The sequence below is a fragment of the Bacteroides sp. MSK.20.12 genome (genome assembly GCF_019052435.1).
GTDB classification, from domain to species: domain Bacteria; phylum Bacteroidota; class Bacteroidia; order Bacteroidales; family Bacteroidaceae; genus Bacteroides; species Bacteroides xylanisolvens.
On the sequence record NZ_JAHQVH010000018.1, the window covers coordinates 36,432 to 52,994 of the forward strand.

Annotated in this window: 9 protein-coding genes and 2 pseudogenes; 1 reads left to right on the forward strand and 10 read right to left on the reverse strand. The window is 40.0% G+C overall.

From position 1 onward, the window contains the following. Positions 1-3: 3 nt before the first annotated feature. The 10 genes and pseudogenes from KTR06_RS11345 to KTR06_RS11385 form a co-directional block, all read right to left on the reverse strand. Entirely contained in the window at positions 4-2,361 is a 2,358-nt protein-coding gene (locus KTR06_RS11345) for a DPP IV N-terminal domain-containing protein (RefSeq protein ID WP_151935808.1), read from the reverse strand. Between the two features lie 18 nt (positions 2,362-2,379). Continuing rightward, on the reverse strand, positions 2,380-4,716 hold the full coding sequence (locus KTR06_RS11350) for a DPP IV N-terminal domain-containing protein (RefSeq protein WP_151935809.1): 2,337 nt from the start codon (positions 4,714-4,716) through the stop codon (positions 2,380-2,382). Between the two features lie 4 nt (positions 4,717-4,720). After that, positions 4,721-6,445 carry a PKD-like family lipoprotein gene (locus tag KTR06_RS11355; protein WP_151935810.1) on the reverse strand — a complete coding sequence of 575 codons (1,725 nt, stop codon included), beginning with the start codon at positions 6,443-6,445 and terminating at the stop codon, positions 4,721-4,723. 18 nt (positions 6,446-6,463) lie between these two features. Next, positions 6,464-7,240 (reverse strand): DUF4843 domain-containing protein, encoded by a 777-nt coding sequence (locus KTR06_RS11360; RefSeq protein WP_234393982.1) that lies wholly within the window; start codon positions 7,238-7,240, stop codon positions 6,464-6,466. Positions 7,241-7,262: 22 nt separating this feature from the next. Then, positions 7,263-8,753 carry a RagB/SusD family nutrient uptake outer membrane protein gene (locus KTR06_RS11365; protein WP_151935811.1) on the reverse strand — a complete coding sequence of 497 codons (1,491 nt, stop codon included), beginning with the start codon at positions 8,751-8,753 and terminating at the stop codon, positions 7,263-7,265. Positions 8,754-8,772: 19 nt separating this feature from the next. Beyond that, complete coding sequence (locus tag KTR06_RS24740; protein WP_371745216.1) at positions 8,773-10,488, reverse strand: hypothetical protein; 1,716 nt, start codon at positions 10,486-10,488, stop codon at positions 8,773-8,775. 141 nt (positions 10,489-10,629) lie between these two features. Continuing rightward, positions 10,630-12,145: pseudogene (locus tag KTR06_RS24745) on the reverse strand (carboxypeptidase-like regulatory domain-containing protein); the annotation flags it as partial. 49 nt (positions 12,146-12,194) lie between these two features. Then, a complete protein-coding gene (locus tag KTR06_RS11375) occupies positions 12,195-13,400 on the reverse strand; it encodes a FecR family protein (RefSeq protein ID WP_217290361.1) in 1,206 nt (401 codons plus the stop codon). A 247-nt stretch (positions 13,401-13,647) separates the two neighbouring features. Next, positions 13,648-14,217: an RNA polymerase sigma-70 factor gene (locus KTR06_RS11380; protein ID WP_074705654.1), complete on the reverse strand. Its 570-nt coding sequence runs from the start codon at positions 14,215-14,217 to the stop codon at positions 13,648-13,650. Between the two features lie 366 nt (positions 14,218-14,583). Continuing rightward, complete coding sequence (locus KTR06_RS11385; RefSeq protein ID WP_217290362.1) at positions 14,584-15,909, reverse strand: VapE domain-containing protein; 1,326 nt, start codon at positions 15,907-15,909, stop codon at positions 14,584-14,586. A 308-nt stretch (positions 15,910-16,217) separates the two neighbouring features. Between KTR06_RS11385 and KTR06_RS11390 the strand changes: the two are divergent. Next, positions 16,218-16,307, forward strand: a pseudogene (locus KTR06_RS11390) (DNA-binding protein); the annotation flags it as partial. Between the last annotated feature and the right edge of the window lie 256 nt (positions 16,308-16,563).

The window sequence follows — 16,563 nt, forward strand, 5'->3', positions numbered from 1 at the left end:
CTATTACCTTCTTTTATCACCGTTAATCATATTCTTGTTCAAATCAACATCCGCTTCAGCCGAATCATCATGCAACAGCAAACGAGCGAAATGGCGCCACATCTTATGCTCAAAAAAGTCTTCTGATTCTCCAAAGAAACCATGAGTAGATTTAGGCAACACATACATATCAAAATCTTTACCGGCTTTAATCAAGGCATCAGCCATACGCAACGTATTAGCCGGGTTTACTGTCTTATCCATGGCGCCGGTAAACAATAACAAACCATGTTTATAGTTCTTCACCAGTTCTTGATTAGGACGGGTTTCAACACTATATTCATAGGTGGTATGTTCCACTCCCAAACTATCTTTGACCGTTTTCACCTTTTCCTTTACTCCAAAGTGAATCTCCACCCACCCTTTATTGTAAATCCGGTTATCATGATTGCCGGCAGACGAAACTGCCGCCGAATAAAACTCAGGATACGTACAAATAGCAGAAGCAGACATGAAACCGCCTCCTGAATGTCCGTAAATCCCCACCTTCGTACCATCTATGAACGGATAACGGGTTGCCAATTGCTCAATCGCATATTTATCATCCGCCAGCGGATAGTCGCGTTGCTTGCCATATCCATAGGTATGATAAGCCTTTCCCCGTATAGGAGTACCGCCTCTATGCCCAACGGTTATCACAATAAATCCCAATTGTGCCAAACGAGTATTATAATCGTCATTAATTGTGAAACGCGTAGGCACATACTCATAAAACGGTCCGGGATAGACATTTGAAATAATCGGATACACCTTGGTCGAATCGAAATCCGCAGGTTTCCACATAACCCCATAAAGGTCTGTAACCCCATCGGCGGCTTTCACTTTAAACCGTTCCGGTGCTTTCCATCCCAAATCATACACAGGTCGCAAATCCGGTTTCTCCAATGTCATAATCACCTTCCCCTTTCGGTTACGAACCACATTCACCGGCTCTCGTGACACGGTAGAGTATGAGTCCACCATATAGCGTCCCGAAGGAGAGATATGCACATCATGCGATGCGTTTTCCGCAGTCAGTTTTCGGAGAACATTCGGACGATCAAGTTGCGCTTCATAAAGAATATAGTAATAAGGATCAATCCCTTTCTCACGACCAAACCCATAAAAGTACATTTTCCGCCCTACCGTATCAATCTTCGCGACCGGACCGGCTACCCAAGTACCGTCAGTCAATTGATTCTTCAAGCTTCCCGTTGCTGTATCATACAGGTAATAATGTCCCCATCCGGTGCGTTCGGAACGGAACAGGATTTCTTTTCCATCATTTAGAAAAGAAACGTTGCGCATCTGATAATCAAGATATGGTTTATCTTCCTCATGTATCACCACACGTACTTTTCCAGTTTCAACGTCTACCTCGCAAATATCCGATTGATTCCACGGACGATTATAACGCTGGAAGTACAAACGTTTTCCATCTTTTGACATATATAGCACATCAATATACTGATCCGGCCAACGGTTAATATCAATCTTCTTCACTTCACGGGTATCAACATCTCCAATCAATAATTCATATTGAGTGACATGCTTATCACCTGCCAGTTCAGCTTTATATGTTTTCAATTCAGGAGAAGGAGTAGACAAAGAATTAATCAGCCATAAATCGCGTACTTTCCTGTTATCCTCACGCACCGCATAAAAACGATGAGTGCCCGGAATCCAATGAGCAGATTCAGCTCCACATCTTCCTCCTGACTCACCTTCGTCTTCACGATTAAAAGTATAATTCGTAACACCATCAGTAGTTAACTGTATCGGGATCGTATCCTGTCCTTTTTTGCCATTACCAACAAAATACAAATTATGCCGTTCCGCATACAAAAAGAAAAGGCTGTCCGGAGAATATTTCATCCAATATGGGTCGCTTTTCGCATAGGATGATTTCTCTCCTAACTTTTTCACCTTTTTCGTACGCATATTATACGTATAAAACTCACGGTCAAAATCAAAACGCATCGTTTCATTGTCACTTTCAAACGTGAATGACAAATACACATTCGCAGGAGAATAAGATTTCCCTGTATAGACAGCAATCTTACTCAACAACTCAGGGGTATCAAACAATAAACGTTTCTCCTTCTTTTGTGGATTGACATAATAATATTTTTTTCCGTCACTTGTAGTAAAAGAATAGTAAAAACAATCCGTATCGTTGATAAAGGTCGGATGAATACTTGTCGAATACTTACTAATAGGGTTCTGAGTTAATAGACGAAACTTCTCCCCCAACTGATAATTCGCTTTCTGCTGTGCACCGGCAATGCCGCATATTGACATAAACATTATCAAGCACAAACACCTAAAACGAGCGTCTTTCATAAACGTTATATCTTAATCTTATTTATTACGGTTGATATCTCCCCAATAATCTGACCGTGTATCACCTAGCAAATGCTTGGCGAAAAAGCGGAACATCTTTTTCTCAAAATATTCATCAGCAGAACCATATCCATGTCCAGCTCCGGGAATCACAAGCATATCAAAGTCTTTTCCGGCTTCAATCAAAGCTTGCGCCAAACGGTAAGTATGAGCAGGATTCACATTCTTATCCATGTCTCCGGTCACAAGCATCAAATTTCCTTTCAGATTCTTTGCAAGTTCTGCGTTAGACTTCACGCTGAATTTATACTCATACTCTTTCTTTTCATTCCCAAGACTATCTTTCACCACCTTTTCTACTTCTCTCACACCGTTGTAGCATTCTCCCCAACCACGATTGTAGATACTGTTGTCATGGTTTCCAGAGCAAGAGACTGCCGCCTTGTAAAAGTCGGGATATGTAAGGAGAGACGCCGCCGCCATAAATCCTCCTCCGGAATGCCCGCAAATACCCACTTTATCGATGTCGATATACGAATGACGCTTGGCTAGCTGCTCTATCACATATTTATCATCAGCCAACGGATAATCGCGCATATTTCCATATCCAAAACGGTGGTATGCCTTTCCACGCATCGGTGAGTCACCACGATGTCCCACAGCTATGACAATAAATCCTAATTGCGCCATACGGTCGCAGTATCTTTCGGACAAAGAAAATGAAGTAGGAACAAAACCGAAATAAGGTCCCGGATATACAACCGAGATAATAGGATATTTCTTATTCGGATCAAAATTGGCCGGTTTCCACATCACTCCATACAGATTCGTCCTATTGTCGGCCGCTTTTGCCACAAACCGCTCCGGCTTCTTCCATCCGGCATCATATACAGCTTTTAAATCCGGAGTAGCCAAATCACAAATAACCTTACCATTGTTATCCTTCAACAAAAATTTAGGTTCCATATCCACCCGCGAAAAAACATCTATATAATACTTATTGGATTTCAAAAACGTCACTCTATGCTGAGCATCTTCTTTGCTAAGCAATATAGCCCCTTCTTTATCCAAACTTGCCTTATATAATCTATAATAAAACGGATTGATCTTAGGATCATCTCCATAAGCATAAAAATAAACTGTACGGTTCAATGTGTCGATAGAAGCAATATGACCACAAACCCAAGGTCCTGACGACAATGCATTTTTCAGATTACCTTCCCCGTCATAATGGTAATAATGCCCCCAACCGGTGCGTTCGGAACGAAAAAGAATATCTTTTCCGTCATTCAATATGGCAACACTACGGGCATGAGGGTCACGATAAGGCTTATCCACCTCATGTATAAGTTCCTTCACTTCCAATGTATTCGTATTTACAGAACAAACATCCACTTCATCCCATGTCCTTTTGGTTCGTTCGAAATAGATAAAGTCCCCTTTAGGAGAAGCATCAAACACCATCACATATTGATCCGGCCATTTGTCTATATCTGCCTTTCCAGCCTTTTTCTCTTTCACATCCACAATCACCAGATCATGCTGTGTCACGTACTTATCACCAGGAAACTCATACTTATATTTCTCTAACTCAGGATGTTCCGACAATGAATTTATTACCCAGAAATCACGTAACTTCCGTTCATCTTCCAAAACAACATATGCATGACGGCTATCCTTACACCAACATGCCTTGGCAGGCATCTCTTCATTCGGCCTATACCCGTCATTGGTTCTGGCATACGTATAATTCTCTACTCCATCAAAAGTAAGTTGCACTTCTGTAGTATCTATCCCCATTGCTTTGTTACCTCTCACATAAAGATTATGATTCTTGGCATACAGAATATACTTTTTATCCGGAGAAAAATTCATCCAAGAATAAACTACATCTTCTTCTTTCTGTTCATCAGTCTTTAAAGGTAGTTCTTTCAAGTGCCGAGTCAAACGATTATACTCATACGTCCTTCCTTTACGCTCAAAAGTAAATGTTTTCTGATCTTTAGAAAATTTGAACTCCTGAAAAGACATATCCGAGGCATTGATTGTCTCACGCGTAAATTCGGTCAGCGCCATCGCCATTTTATTATTATCAAACAACAATTCGCGCTTTCCGTTATGAGGCGTTACATAATAAAAGAAATTACCTTCTGTTGTCCGAAAGTCGAACCAAAAATTATCGGTACCATTAATTTCACGTGGATAAATAGTCAAACTATTTCTCGATAACTCTCCCCCAAGATCAAAGACGCGATACTTTTCCGCAGCTACATAATCCGCTTGTCGCTGAGCCTTACTCTCAGCAAGCAAGACTCCGACGAACAAACTGAATATTATATAATATTTGTATTTCATCCTATTAATATACAAAAGTATTAAATTCGGCAACAGAACCATATTTATAAATGACATCCACAATCTTATCAAATTTATTATTGACAGGTTGTTCAGCCTTTGGATCTGGGAAAAGTTGATTAATAGTCACCTTCTCACGTTTTTCACTTTTTTCCAACACTTCATAAATATAGAAAGTACCATCTTCCAATGCCACTCCCAACTGACCATTATGCTCGGGCTGCCATTCTACAGCAGGATTACCCCACTCTACATGAACAGCACGGATATCATTCGCTGCTAACGCCTTAACCGGAGAGTCAAAAGTATAAATTTTCTTCAACGTCTGCTCACCATCCTTTTTATACTGGCAATACCACAACGAATTTCCTTCCGCTATCAGCACAAACTGTTTATTGTTAAACACAGCCATATCCGTATATCCACTCAAACCATCAAGAGAGAACCTGATACGTTCAAGATTATAAACACGACTTTGAGTTCTACGGGTTCCTATTGCCCAATGGAAATAGAACAGTTCGTATTGAGAACCTTTTTGCAGCAAAGCCAAATGCCCCGGTCTTACATCCTGCAGACCACCAAAGTCGTCAGACGAAGGGGTGGCAGGCATCATATCTACAATCTTCCAATCACCCAGTTTATAGTTTTCATCCACATTTTTGTCATAACTACCAAGGGAAACACTATATATGTTGCTGCTATAAGACGATTCTTGTATTTTAGGTTCCTCAAACGATTTAGGAGTAGCATCATCCACGATACCTACGATTTCATTCTCTTCCGTACAAGCCGGTATAGCTGCATGATAGTTATTTAAGCGATAACTTGGGTATACTCCAGTAAACTTTCTGCCTTTTCCCAATGGAAAGTTAACGTAAGTACATGTATGAAAATCATTAGCAAAACTATTTGCCGCCCAATAAATATATCCATCGGAATTCAACATTGCCTTGGCTGAATAAGTCATGGAAATCGCTTGAGGATGAAAACCGGCTTCAGGAAAGCTTCCTCTAAATTCTTGATCCGTGTAAACAGAGCGCTCCAAAGTAGTTCCATTCAATTCCGCCCAACGTTCCTGCATCACACCAACCTCATCACTAACATCATACAATTCACCATAGGAACCGACATGCCCCGCATTCAGAAATAACCCTGTCGGTTTCTCTCCTAAACCGGGAAGTACGTCTCTTGCCACATAATCATAAACCAGCGAATCACGATCTATAATGACAGTCTCCGCTCCGTCAGGAGAAGTGACTGGCATTTTATGAGTAACAGACCGTCCACCTACAAAAGAAAGAACTGATTGTCGTCCACCACCTTCACTTAAAACAACCCATCCACGAGTAAACGGTGAACGCACTTTCAAACGACAACTCCTAGAGAACCTTACCTGAGTTTTATTATCAATGACAGAAAAAGTAATTTCGTATAAGCCCCCTCGCTCAAAGCTAAAAGTACAAGACGGTCCGGTTTCTCCCTGAAGTAGATTTCCATCCAATCGCCATTCATAAGAGACATCCGGATTTTCCCGATCAATGGTAAATTTAAAAGCCGGAGTTATAGTCAAATCTTCAGAATATGAGATTGAATACTCGTCCTTCATTCCGGTAATTTCACCCTCCAACTCATTTATATCAGTATAATCATAGTTGTTTTTATCATCCAAACAACCGGACAAAGCTATTAACCCCGCCAAAATAAATAAATATATTGATTTTCTTTTCATCTCTTTATTCGCATTTAGTTATCCCGCAACCGGTATTTCTATAATTTCTCCCATCTCATCCCGCAACGGATCATCAGCAGGCCGCTGCTCATTCTCCTCGGCTACCATATATTTTAGCTCCAAAGAATATTTACGCAACTTAGCCCGATCTTGTCCATCAAAAAGAATATCATCATTATTACGCAAGACCTCCAGAAACATACGATATTTTGTTTCCGAATAATCTCCCAAATAGTACCAGTCTACGGAACTTTCTTCACCATCATACAAGTCTTTATACTCCCACCAGTCCGGTTTCACAAGACGATCAGTCGCTGCAATAACTGCTCTAGACTTAGCAACGACCCCTTCACTCACTTCACCGGCGGCATTGATTCTTATCACTAAAAACTTTGTATTCTCTTTCAAATCAGGCGAATTCTTCAGTTTTATGTAAATAGTGTCTTGTAATTGCCCTTGTTTAATCACGCAATCTTCAGGCAAAATACACTGTGACGTAGGAAAAGTCGATAATTTTTCATCTACACCCACTGTGAAATGCAAATCCTTATCTTGTACTTTTCCACTGACAGACACTGCCAATGGAATTTCAGCTACCTTCGCATCCATTCCTTCCTCCAATGCGTAAAACTCAAAGCAAACCCTGGTAGTATCTTTTGTCATGTCCTTGCCAAAGCTAACATAAGATACATCATTACCGTTCATTACCAGTCCTTCCTCTTGACAAGAAATAAAAAGTAGCATGCCCACCACAGTCATGATTCCTGCCAATAATATATTATTTCTTTCTTTCATAAAACTCTTCCTATTAATACCATTAAAATTCGCTCTCTGAAGTCGGCAATGGCAATACCATATTTTCCTCTGTAGCCTGTACTTCTTCACGTCCCTTCATCGTTCTCATTAACCGTTTAAACATAAAGAAAGTCTGTCCTTCTCCAAAAAACTCTCTTTGAGCATCATTCACCAGCACGTTCATAAAGTTATCTTTTGTCACATTCTCAAGGTCTGTAATCACTCCACGAGTCTTTTTTACATGCGACAAATATTTTTTAGCCGTCTCCAAATCCTGTTGGTAAATAGCTTCAGCTGCTATATAATAGACTTCAGACATTCTAAGCATAGGAACAATTTGATTATTATCTTCACTATACGCAAAGCTCTCCGGCTGTTGGTAATATTTCATCGTGCAGTAATCATCTATATTTTTTTTCTCCATCTGATAACAAATCCGCCAATCTGTCTCTAAGTCATCTCCATAACGCCTCTCTGCTATTTCAGCAGTAATGCCCAAAAACTTATCTTTTTCACTACTTCCTTCCGCTGTATCACTGGTGTGATTTATCAAGCGATCCCACTCCACTTGATCAGTAGGAGAATATAGCGCAAAAATAATGTCATCAAACATCTTCACATTTCCGTTTTTTATAGCTTTCAATCCTGCATTACCAACAAGTGCTTCAAAGTTACTATTTTGCTCAATCAAGATCGCTGCTTGTTCGTAAGCTTCGTCAGGCATATTCGCATACAAGTAAACACGCGCTAATTGTGCCGTTATCGCATAATAATTTAATCGGTACCCACGGGCACTCAAAAACTTTTTTTCATCATTCGTTTCTTCATTGAAACGCCAATTCCATCTTACATCTTTATCAACTTCGGTCAACAAGTCTTGAGCTCTTTTTAAATCTTTAATCACTTGTTCCAAGCAATAAGATACCGTTTGCCGATTATTTACATACGAAGGGTATTCATTCACATAAGGAATAAAAGTGCGTTTCTCCGGATTCATAGCCAATGACGGGGCATATACACGCAATAAATCAAACTGAAGATATGCACGCAACCCGATAGCCTCCCCTAAAATCATTTTACGTTCCAGTTCGCCACCATAAAAAAGTGTACTGTCAGCTTGTTCGGCCTGTTGCGCTAATTCATTACAATTTGCTACCACATTCCATGAATCGTTCCACATTTGATCTGTAGCAGAAACCAATTCATAATGCTTAAAATCCAATCCTTCTATCTTCACCATAGCTTGTCCACCATGCTGTATGGTAGACAGTTGCATATCATATACCTGCCCCCAGGCATCTATAAGTCCCCATTTAAGATTGCTTCCATAAATACTCCAAGAAGCCATTTTCCGGTAAACACCATTCAATGCAGCACGATAACCGTTTCCTGTCTCAAACAAGAACTCTTCTTTGATCTGATCGGACGGATACACGTTTAACCAATCACTACATGAAGTTCCTAAAACTGCAGTTGCACTTAATAAGACGATTGTTCTATATATTTTTTTCATATTACTTACTCTCTTTTTATCAGAATTGCGCCTTCAATGAAAAGTCTATTTTCCAAGATTTAGGATAACTCAATCCGCGTTCCTGACGAATAGAGTTCCAATTGATAAAATCCGAAGAACTTACTTCAAACCGAAGCATATTCATATGTAAATGCTTCTTTATCCATTCGCGGTTAAAATCATAACTTAAAGTCACACTACTGAGACGTATATATTTCTTGTCTTGCACAAAACGAGAAGTCGGCAAAGTAGTCAGATTACTATTAGCTATATTTTTAAACTGTGCCACATCCCCCGGTTTCTGCCAACGATCGGTCAATACCCGTAAATCGACATTTCCACCCTTAATATCTGCATTTTCTACACGATTTACCAATGTCTGATTATATTCTTGTCCGCCGAACTCATATTGGAAAGCAGCAAACAAACTCCAATTTTTATAGGTAGCATTCAAACCTATCGAACCATTCAACTTAGGTTCTGTATTACCCACTACCACCTCTTGCGCCGGATCCCACTTGTCAGTAATGCTACCGTCACGATTAAGGAACAACTCTTCACCCGTAGTAGGATCAATACCCAATGAACGCACCGCCCAAATAGAAGTAAGTGACTGTCCTTCGGAATATTGCGGTATGGGAATTGCATACTCAGCGTTAGCTAAAGCATTCTTGTATAAATCCTGATTCTTCAGTTCTTCCCGATAGAATTCCATAACCCGCTCATTATACGCTTTCTGCGATTCTGAAATTTTTAATATCCTGTTCTTGTTATGAGCCATATTACCCCACAGAGCAATTGTCCAATCACGATCCCGATACACATCTGCACGCACTTGAAGCTCTACACCTTTATTTTCCACTTCTCCCATATTGTTCTTGTAAGTTGAAAAACCAGAAGTATTTGACAAAGTCACGTCATTGATTAAGTCAATAGTCTTTTCGTAATAATAGTCAAAATCGACAGTCAGCCGACGATCGAAAAATTGGGTTTCAAGACCGACATTGAATTTATCTGTTTTTTCCCATGATAAGTCCTTATTTCCTAAAGCTTTAAGAGTTACTCCATAGCCGGTAATATACCACTCGTCAAACAATGCCTCATACATCGTAGTTGCTGCATAGGCAGGGAAATTCACTTTACCTGTACGTCCATACGAGGCACGTACTTTCAACTTATTGACATCCTTGTTTCCCTTCAAGAAATCATAATTATGTATATTCAACCCCAAACCTCCGGAAAAGAACGGTGCCCATTTTTGATTCGCTCCAAATTCGGACGATCCATCGAAACGTACGGAAGCATCCGCCAAATAAACATCATTCCATGTATAATTTAAAGTAGCCAATATACTGACACGACGAGTCGTATTCTCTGAACGGGTCGGTTTCTTATAGACCTCCGCAGCATAGTTCAATGAATTAAATTCCCCTGACGGAAAACCACGATAATGAGCGGAAGTATTATCCACATTGTAAGCGGCAGCTTCCCATCCTCCAGAGAAGTTAAAGTTGTGCTTACCAAAACTGCGAGTATAATAAGCAAAAGCATTTGCATTCCAGCTCAGACTTCCTCCGTCAGTCGTATACAAATCGCCCTGTAAATTAGTCTCATCTGTGCCGTAAACAGACACTTTAGATGACAACGGATCATAAAAACGTTCGGTATCAGTATACTGCTTCGTTACACTGAACTGTCCCTTAAGAGTTAAATAATCCGTCAAATACCAATTCACACTCAGGTTATCGATAATCTCATCATACGCACTCCATTCATAATTTTTGAGAGTAGCTTCATAAAGCGGATTATTAACAGTGCTTCCCCCCCTTAGAACTATACTTCATCTTTATACGTAATTTTGTCTCATCATACGGGTCGTATGGTGATTCATAGGGCTGCAAACCTGTATAATCACTAAATGAACCATAAGGAGATTCTGTTGACTTCGTATGCCCGAAACTTACCGTGTTTTTTACTTGCAGTTTTTTTACCCGATAATCTAAAGAGAATCCGATACTATAGCGATCACGTCCCGAACCTTTCATAACACCTTCACCACCATTATAAGAAGCATCTACTCCATAACGCAAATTTGGAGTACCACCTTCTATATAAATACTGTGTTTGTGGTCAAAAGCATTACGCAAAGGCATAGATATCCAGTCGGTATTTATTCCTCTCTGAATAAGTGCGTATTTTGCATTATATGCATTCAATCCGCTTGCTGTCGTATTATTATTATTGTTTCCTTTCTCAAATAATCCGGCAAGACGCTCAATCTCCAGTTTTTCTGAAGCATTCGCTAGATTATAATCGCGTAGATCAGGCATTTCCAATGTTCCGGTAAAATTATAAGAAACACGAATTTCTCCCGGCTTCGGTGCAACGGTAGTAATAACTACCACACCGTTTGCGGCCCTCGACCCGTAAATAGCTGTAGCGGCAGCATCCTTCAAGATTGTCATACTTTCAATACGAGTAGGATCCAAATCATACACTTTCTCAATGCTGACTTCAAATCCATCCATAATGAAAGTCGGCAGATTCGGATTATTCTCTAAATTTGACTTGGAAAGTTGGTCTTTATCCAATTCTTTCACGCCAAAGCCCGAACGACCACGAATATACATTTCAGGAAGTGCATTCGGATCAGAACCAAACTGGTTGTTATTAACCAAGCGGAAAGATGGATCAAACGACTGCAAAGCTCCAATTACATTTGTCTGTGATACTTTACGCAAATCATCACCCGAAATCTGTGTTGAACTACCTGTAAAACTGGATTTACGTACATTACTATATCCATTGATGACAACATCATCCAACGTCTTTATATCATCTTCCATAGTAATTTCAAGCATTTTCTTGCGGGTAGCGTCCACCTGAATAGTTTGCTTTTTCATACCAATAAAAGAGACTTCCAGAGTCACTTTATCACTTTTCACATCCAGTGTAAACTCACCTTCAATGTTTGTAGAAGTACCTGAACGAGTACCTTTGACGATAATACTAGCTCCTGGTATCGGCTCCTTATTCGAATCTGTCACCATACCACGAATACGATTTTCCCGTTTCTCCGCCTGCATTTTGCGGACTACCACAATACCGTCTTTCACTGCATAATCAAATCCCTGCGGATTAAGAATCAACTTAAGCGCGATCTCCCATTTCTCATTTTTCACATTAATCGACACAGGGGGAACGCCCTTGAACATTTGTGAATTATACAACATATTCACACCTGTCTGTTTTTTCACTGCATCCAAGGCAGTCTCGATAGAGACATTGTGCAGTTTCAAAGTTACCGTCTTGTCCTGTGACGGTAAAGCCCATGCACTAAACGTGCAGCACATTGCCACTAGAAAACATAGCAGCCATCGTTTTTCTCTCATAAATTAATAATTAAACTTTTGTATATCTAATATTCTAATTATTCTATTTTCACTCCATTTCTTCCACTTTGTCGTATATCAATATATTCCTACCACTGATTTTATAATTCAAATCCCCAGTGAGCTCCAACGCATCCAGAAATGAGTTGATCGTTCCGTAGCGTTTCAAACTGCCGCTATAGGTAATGTCACGCAAGTTCGGGGTTTCATAATAAACCTGTATGTCGTACCAGCGTTCGAATGTTTTCATTATATCTCCTAGAGGACGATCATTAAAGATGTACATGCCATTTACCCAACCTACATATTCTTCCAAATTCACCACACGTTTCGTTGAACTATTGGCAAGGACTACAGCCTGTTCTCCCGGTGAAAGAGTAATCGTTTCCGCATTCGGTGTAGAAAATTTCACTTTCCCACGTACCAGAGTCGTGTAGCAAATAGGTGCATCGGCATAAGCATTTACATTGAACGCAGTACCCAGTACGATTACGTCCCCAAGATGCGTCTGCACAACAAACGGATGCTCTTCATCCGCCACAACATCAAAATAGGCTTCACCTTCCAAACGTACAATTCTGCGTTTACCGGCAAAACGTACCGGATAAGTCAATTTGGAACCGGCATTCAAATGAACCGTAGTTCCATCTGCGAGGATTACGGTGTTTTCACCTCCACGCGGTATAACCAGTTCATTTGATTTAGCTGGTTGCTCTTCGACGTTTTTTTCCTCGTGTTGTGTTGTGACGGTAGGTTGGTAAGACAGCACCCCTTTCTTATATTTTACTTGAACACCGTCCACTATTACGCTCACTTCTTTCTTATTCACATCAATCACGCTGCCATCGGGCAAAGTCAGTTGTGCCTGTTGAGTTCCCGGCTGAATCAAGACTTTTCCCTCTTCTTCCGGTGAGATATAATTCGACATGTAGAAAGAAAGAGCGACGGCTAAAGTAACGACAGCCGCAGCAGCCCACCACCAAACCCGGAGAGAACGACGCTTCTGTACTTTCGGCTCCATCCGCCCGATTTTCTGAAGAAAAGATTGATAGGCTTTCTTTGACGAATAATTCTGATATTCTCCAAAGGCGACTCTCAAAGTCTCCCCGTTCTGAAGTTGCCCATATACTTTTTGTAAGTCCGGACATTCCGCCAGCCGTTTTTCAAGGTCTTGTTGCTCCACTTCATTAGCTTCTCCCAAAAGAACCTTTCTCATCAAAGCGGCATCTTGATATACATTTTCGAACTTATTCATCTTATTGCTAACTTTTTAATTAAACATTTGTTTAATTCATCTTTATTATAGATATACATAACTCATGGAAAGGGGTGACAAAAAGAATATATTTTTTTGAGATAAGAGTATGAATAATAGGATTTTAGGGACACATAAATAGCATTATGCTATAATTTAAAAGAGAAAACGCCCATTTTAACAAAGAAAATATGTCCTAATCAATCATTAAAAAGACAAAGAAGTATCAATTTGACTTTTTCTTATTTTAGAGAAATAAACAAAGAATTATGGAATTCATGGAATCCCCCAACCTTTCACGAAGAAATTTATAGCTACGTGTCTTTTGGGTTTTAACAGTATTAATACTTATTTCTAAACGTTCCGCTATCTCTTCCCATGTATATCCCTCAATTCTCATTAAGATAATCCGGCGTTGCTCAGACGGAAGTTCTTCGATATAGTAATAGAGTTGCCGAATAATTTCTTCTTTTACCGTCAATGCATAAATCATATCCTCGTCTTCTACGCTTTCTTCTTCGGCTAAAGAACTCAATATGGTATCATGGATTTGGTTATTGCGTATATACAATAAGGTATTATTATAGCAGGCACGATAAAGATAATTGGTAAGCTCTTTAATATCAGAAAAGGTACGCTTCCCTTCCCATACAGAAATAAAGACTTCCTGTACCAAATCTTCCACCGCATCAGGAACCGGCAATATCTTGGAAACATAAACACATAAAGCAGCATAAAAACGATCGTAGAAATCGCCCCACATCTTTTCATCCTTCCGGTTTACTCCCGCTACTATGGTGTCAATTTTATCGTTCATACTGTCACATTACCTGCGAAAAAAGGAAACAGAATTCACAAAAATCGCCGTAACTACTTACTTTTGCGATAATTATGGATGCAAATATATTGTTTTTTTTCAGAAACGCAGACCTTGCCGGCTTACAAAATAGAAAATAAAATGCAACAAGGTATAAAGACTAGCCTTAAAGAAGAATATAAAAACAAGAAATACTTCGATTAGTAACAACATTATTGGAACTAAAGTCATTACCAATCAAAATATCTCCGAGGCTTGATTATTTATTACTTTCTGTTTATAATGACATATGCTGTTATTCACAGTCGTCACAAAGATATAACTACCTTATTCACAGACATCTTATGTGAACAAGCAGTATCATTCTCACTCTTCACAACCTTTCACCTTCTTCACCAAATACACATTACCCAATCTCGTATGCTGTCGGCTGATACCTGCTACGGTCAGAATTTGCGCCAGTTGGATAGGTGTACAGTTGCGAAGCACGGCGGGAAATCTCTTTTTTAATTCCTGATGAATAATAACAGCGGAGAGTGACAAGCAATCCGGTTCGTTCAACGTGGCAGGTGCGTATGTGTTGCGTACAATGTCTTCTATAGGGTTGACATGATAGTATGCCATGTTATGATATTGCAAAGCATGTTCTTCCTCCTTATTGAACCAGTGGCGGGCACCTGCAAGCAATTCCTCTTTCAGTTGGGCATAGATTTGTGAATATTCTATTCCGGTACAGTCAATATCATGTTCCGCTTCAATGCAGATGAATCTGCGGCTGCCTGTCGGATCGCACAGTAAGTCAGTCCGATTGCTCGTTCCGATGAAAGAGGCGATACGAGGAAGCGACCGGAAATTTTTCTGATAGGCTTTGCAAATGTTGAGGTTGGACATTTGCATCAGATTTTTCAGTAACGGCATCTTTTGCACTCCGTATTTGTCAAATTCATCCATGTTCAGTAATCCCATCTCGGCTAGGAGGCGTTCGGGATTACCTTGTGCGGTTAATTTCAGATTATCCGAATAATAACGGGCCAGTTGTGGCGGCATTAGCATGCGGCAGAAAGTGGATTTATGCCGCCCTTGCTCTTCGCTGATAAGTATCGGGGCAACGCTGTTGGCTTGTACTTGGCTCATTCCCATCCATTGAGCAGTAAGCCCCAGCATCCAGGTGTGAAAGCTTTTTATCCATATAGGAGCGTCGGATACTCGCTTCGCCAGAGACTTCAACCGATCCGTTCCGTCCCATGCAGGTAGTTCGTCCATATAAAGCCGGAAAGGATGGTAACTTTCCACTTGGGTGGAGTAGATGTATCTTTGAAGATCTTTGTCCCAGCAGTTGATTCCTTCTTTGTGGGCTTCTAGGCAGAAAGTATTCAGTTCTCGCTTGTCTATGCGGCAGAAAGGAATTTCTCGTTGGCCGAATGGGCGAAATTCAGTTTCTTCGGTGAGTAGGTTGTAGCGGAAATCATATCGCACTTTCAAAAAGTCGATCACTTGTTGCGTCAGAAGGACGGGTTGCTTATGTATTTCCTGTTTATGTACTTCTTTCTTATCTGCTTCCTGCTCATGCAATTCTTGTATTTTTGGCTCTTCCTTTAAAGTGTTCGGTGAAACGATGACGTTTGACGATTCTTTCATTAATACCCGTATTCTTTTCGCCAAACGTTTCGAGTTATATTCTAATGTCTTCATATTTTTCTTCTTTTTAAATGAATAAATGTTGTTTTTTCGACCGGTTGATGCTGCTAAGGTATAACATGAAATATGGGGTTTGCAAGTATTTAACTAAGAAAATGTTTATTTTCTCCTGAAATGAAAAACAAGCTTTCTTATGGGGATAAGTCGTTACTTTGTCGTATCTTTAGTACTTGTTTAAGAGAAGCCGACTGGAGTTGTCCGGTTGGCTGACAATAGTTGGCTGAACAGCCGATTCCAGTCGTCCGAATAGCCAATTAAAGTTGTCCTATGATGAAGTTACACACTTAAATTGATAAGAAGTAATGGCTATTGTGTTTGATTGGTATGAAAATCCTAATGCCTCTTCGGAAGAAGAAGAAGCGTTGCATCCACGTATCTTCATGAATGGAAAAGATACGGCACATCCTTACATACTAACGACTGTGAAGATGTGAAAGAAGCATATTTCTTAGAGTAATCACACGAAAGAGTTGATAGATTGAGACTTATCCTCATGTGAAGAGAATGAACAAACATTCAGTAAAGAAAATATATTGGCATAAAACTATATCCTGCATCGTCATATCCCATCAGACAGCCGAATGTATATTATTACCGGTGAACCTATTATTTACGAGAGCAAAGGGTACAAAAAAAAGAGCGAATCAT

What these genes read in the sequence shown, in the direction of transcription:
- KTR06_RS11345 (WP_151935808.1), bottom strand. Translation starts at nt 2,361, where the DNA reads ATGAAAGACGCTCGTTTTAGGTGTTTGTGCTTGATAATGTTTATGTCA.
- KTR06_RS11350 (WP_151935809.1), bottom strand. Translation starts at nt 4,716, where the DNA reads ATGAAATACAAATATTATATAATATTCAGTTTGTTCGTCGGAGTCTTG.
- KTR06_RS11355 (WP_151935810.1), bottom strand. Translation starts at nt 6,445, where the DNA reads ATGAAAAGAAAATCAATATATTTATTTATTTTGGCGGGGTTAATAGCT.
- KTR06_RS11360 (WP_234393982.1), bottom strand. Translation starts at nt 7,240, where the DNA reads ATGAAAGAAAGAAATAATATATTATTGGCAGGAATCATGACTGTGGTG.
- KTR06_RS11365 (WP_151935811.1), bottom strand. Translation starts at nt 8,753, where the DNA reads ATGAAAAAAATATATAGAACAATCGTCTTATTAAGTGCAACTGCAGTT.
- KTR06_RS11375 (WP_217290361.1), bottom strand. Translation starts at nt 13,400, where the DNA reads ATGAATAAGTTCGAAAATGTATATCAAGATGCCGCTTTGATGAGAAAG.
- KTR06_RS11380 (WP_074705654.1), bottom strand. Translation starts at nt 14,217, where the DNA reads ATGAACGATAAAATTGACACCATAGTAGCGGGAGTAAACCGGAAGGAT.
- KTR06_RS11385 (WP_217290362.1), bottom strand. Translation starts at nt 15,909, where the DNA reads ATGAAGACATTAGAATATAACTCGAAACGTTTGGCGAAAAGAATACGG.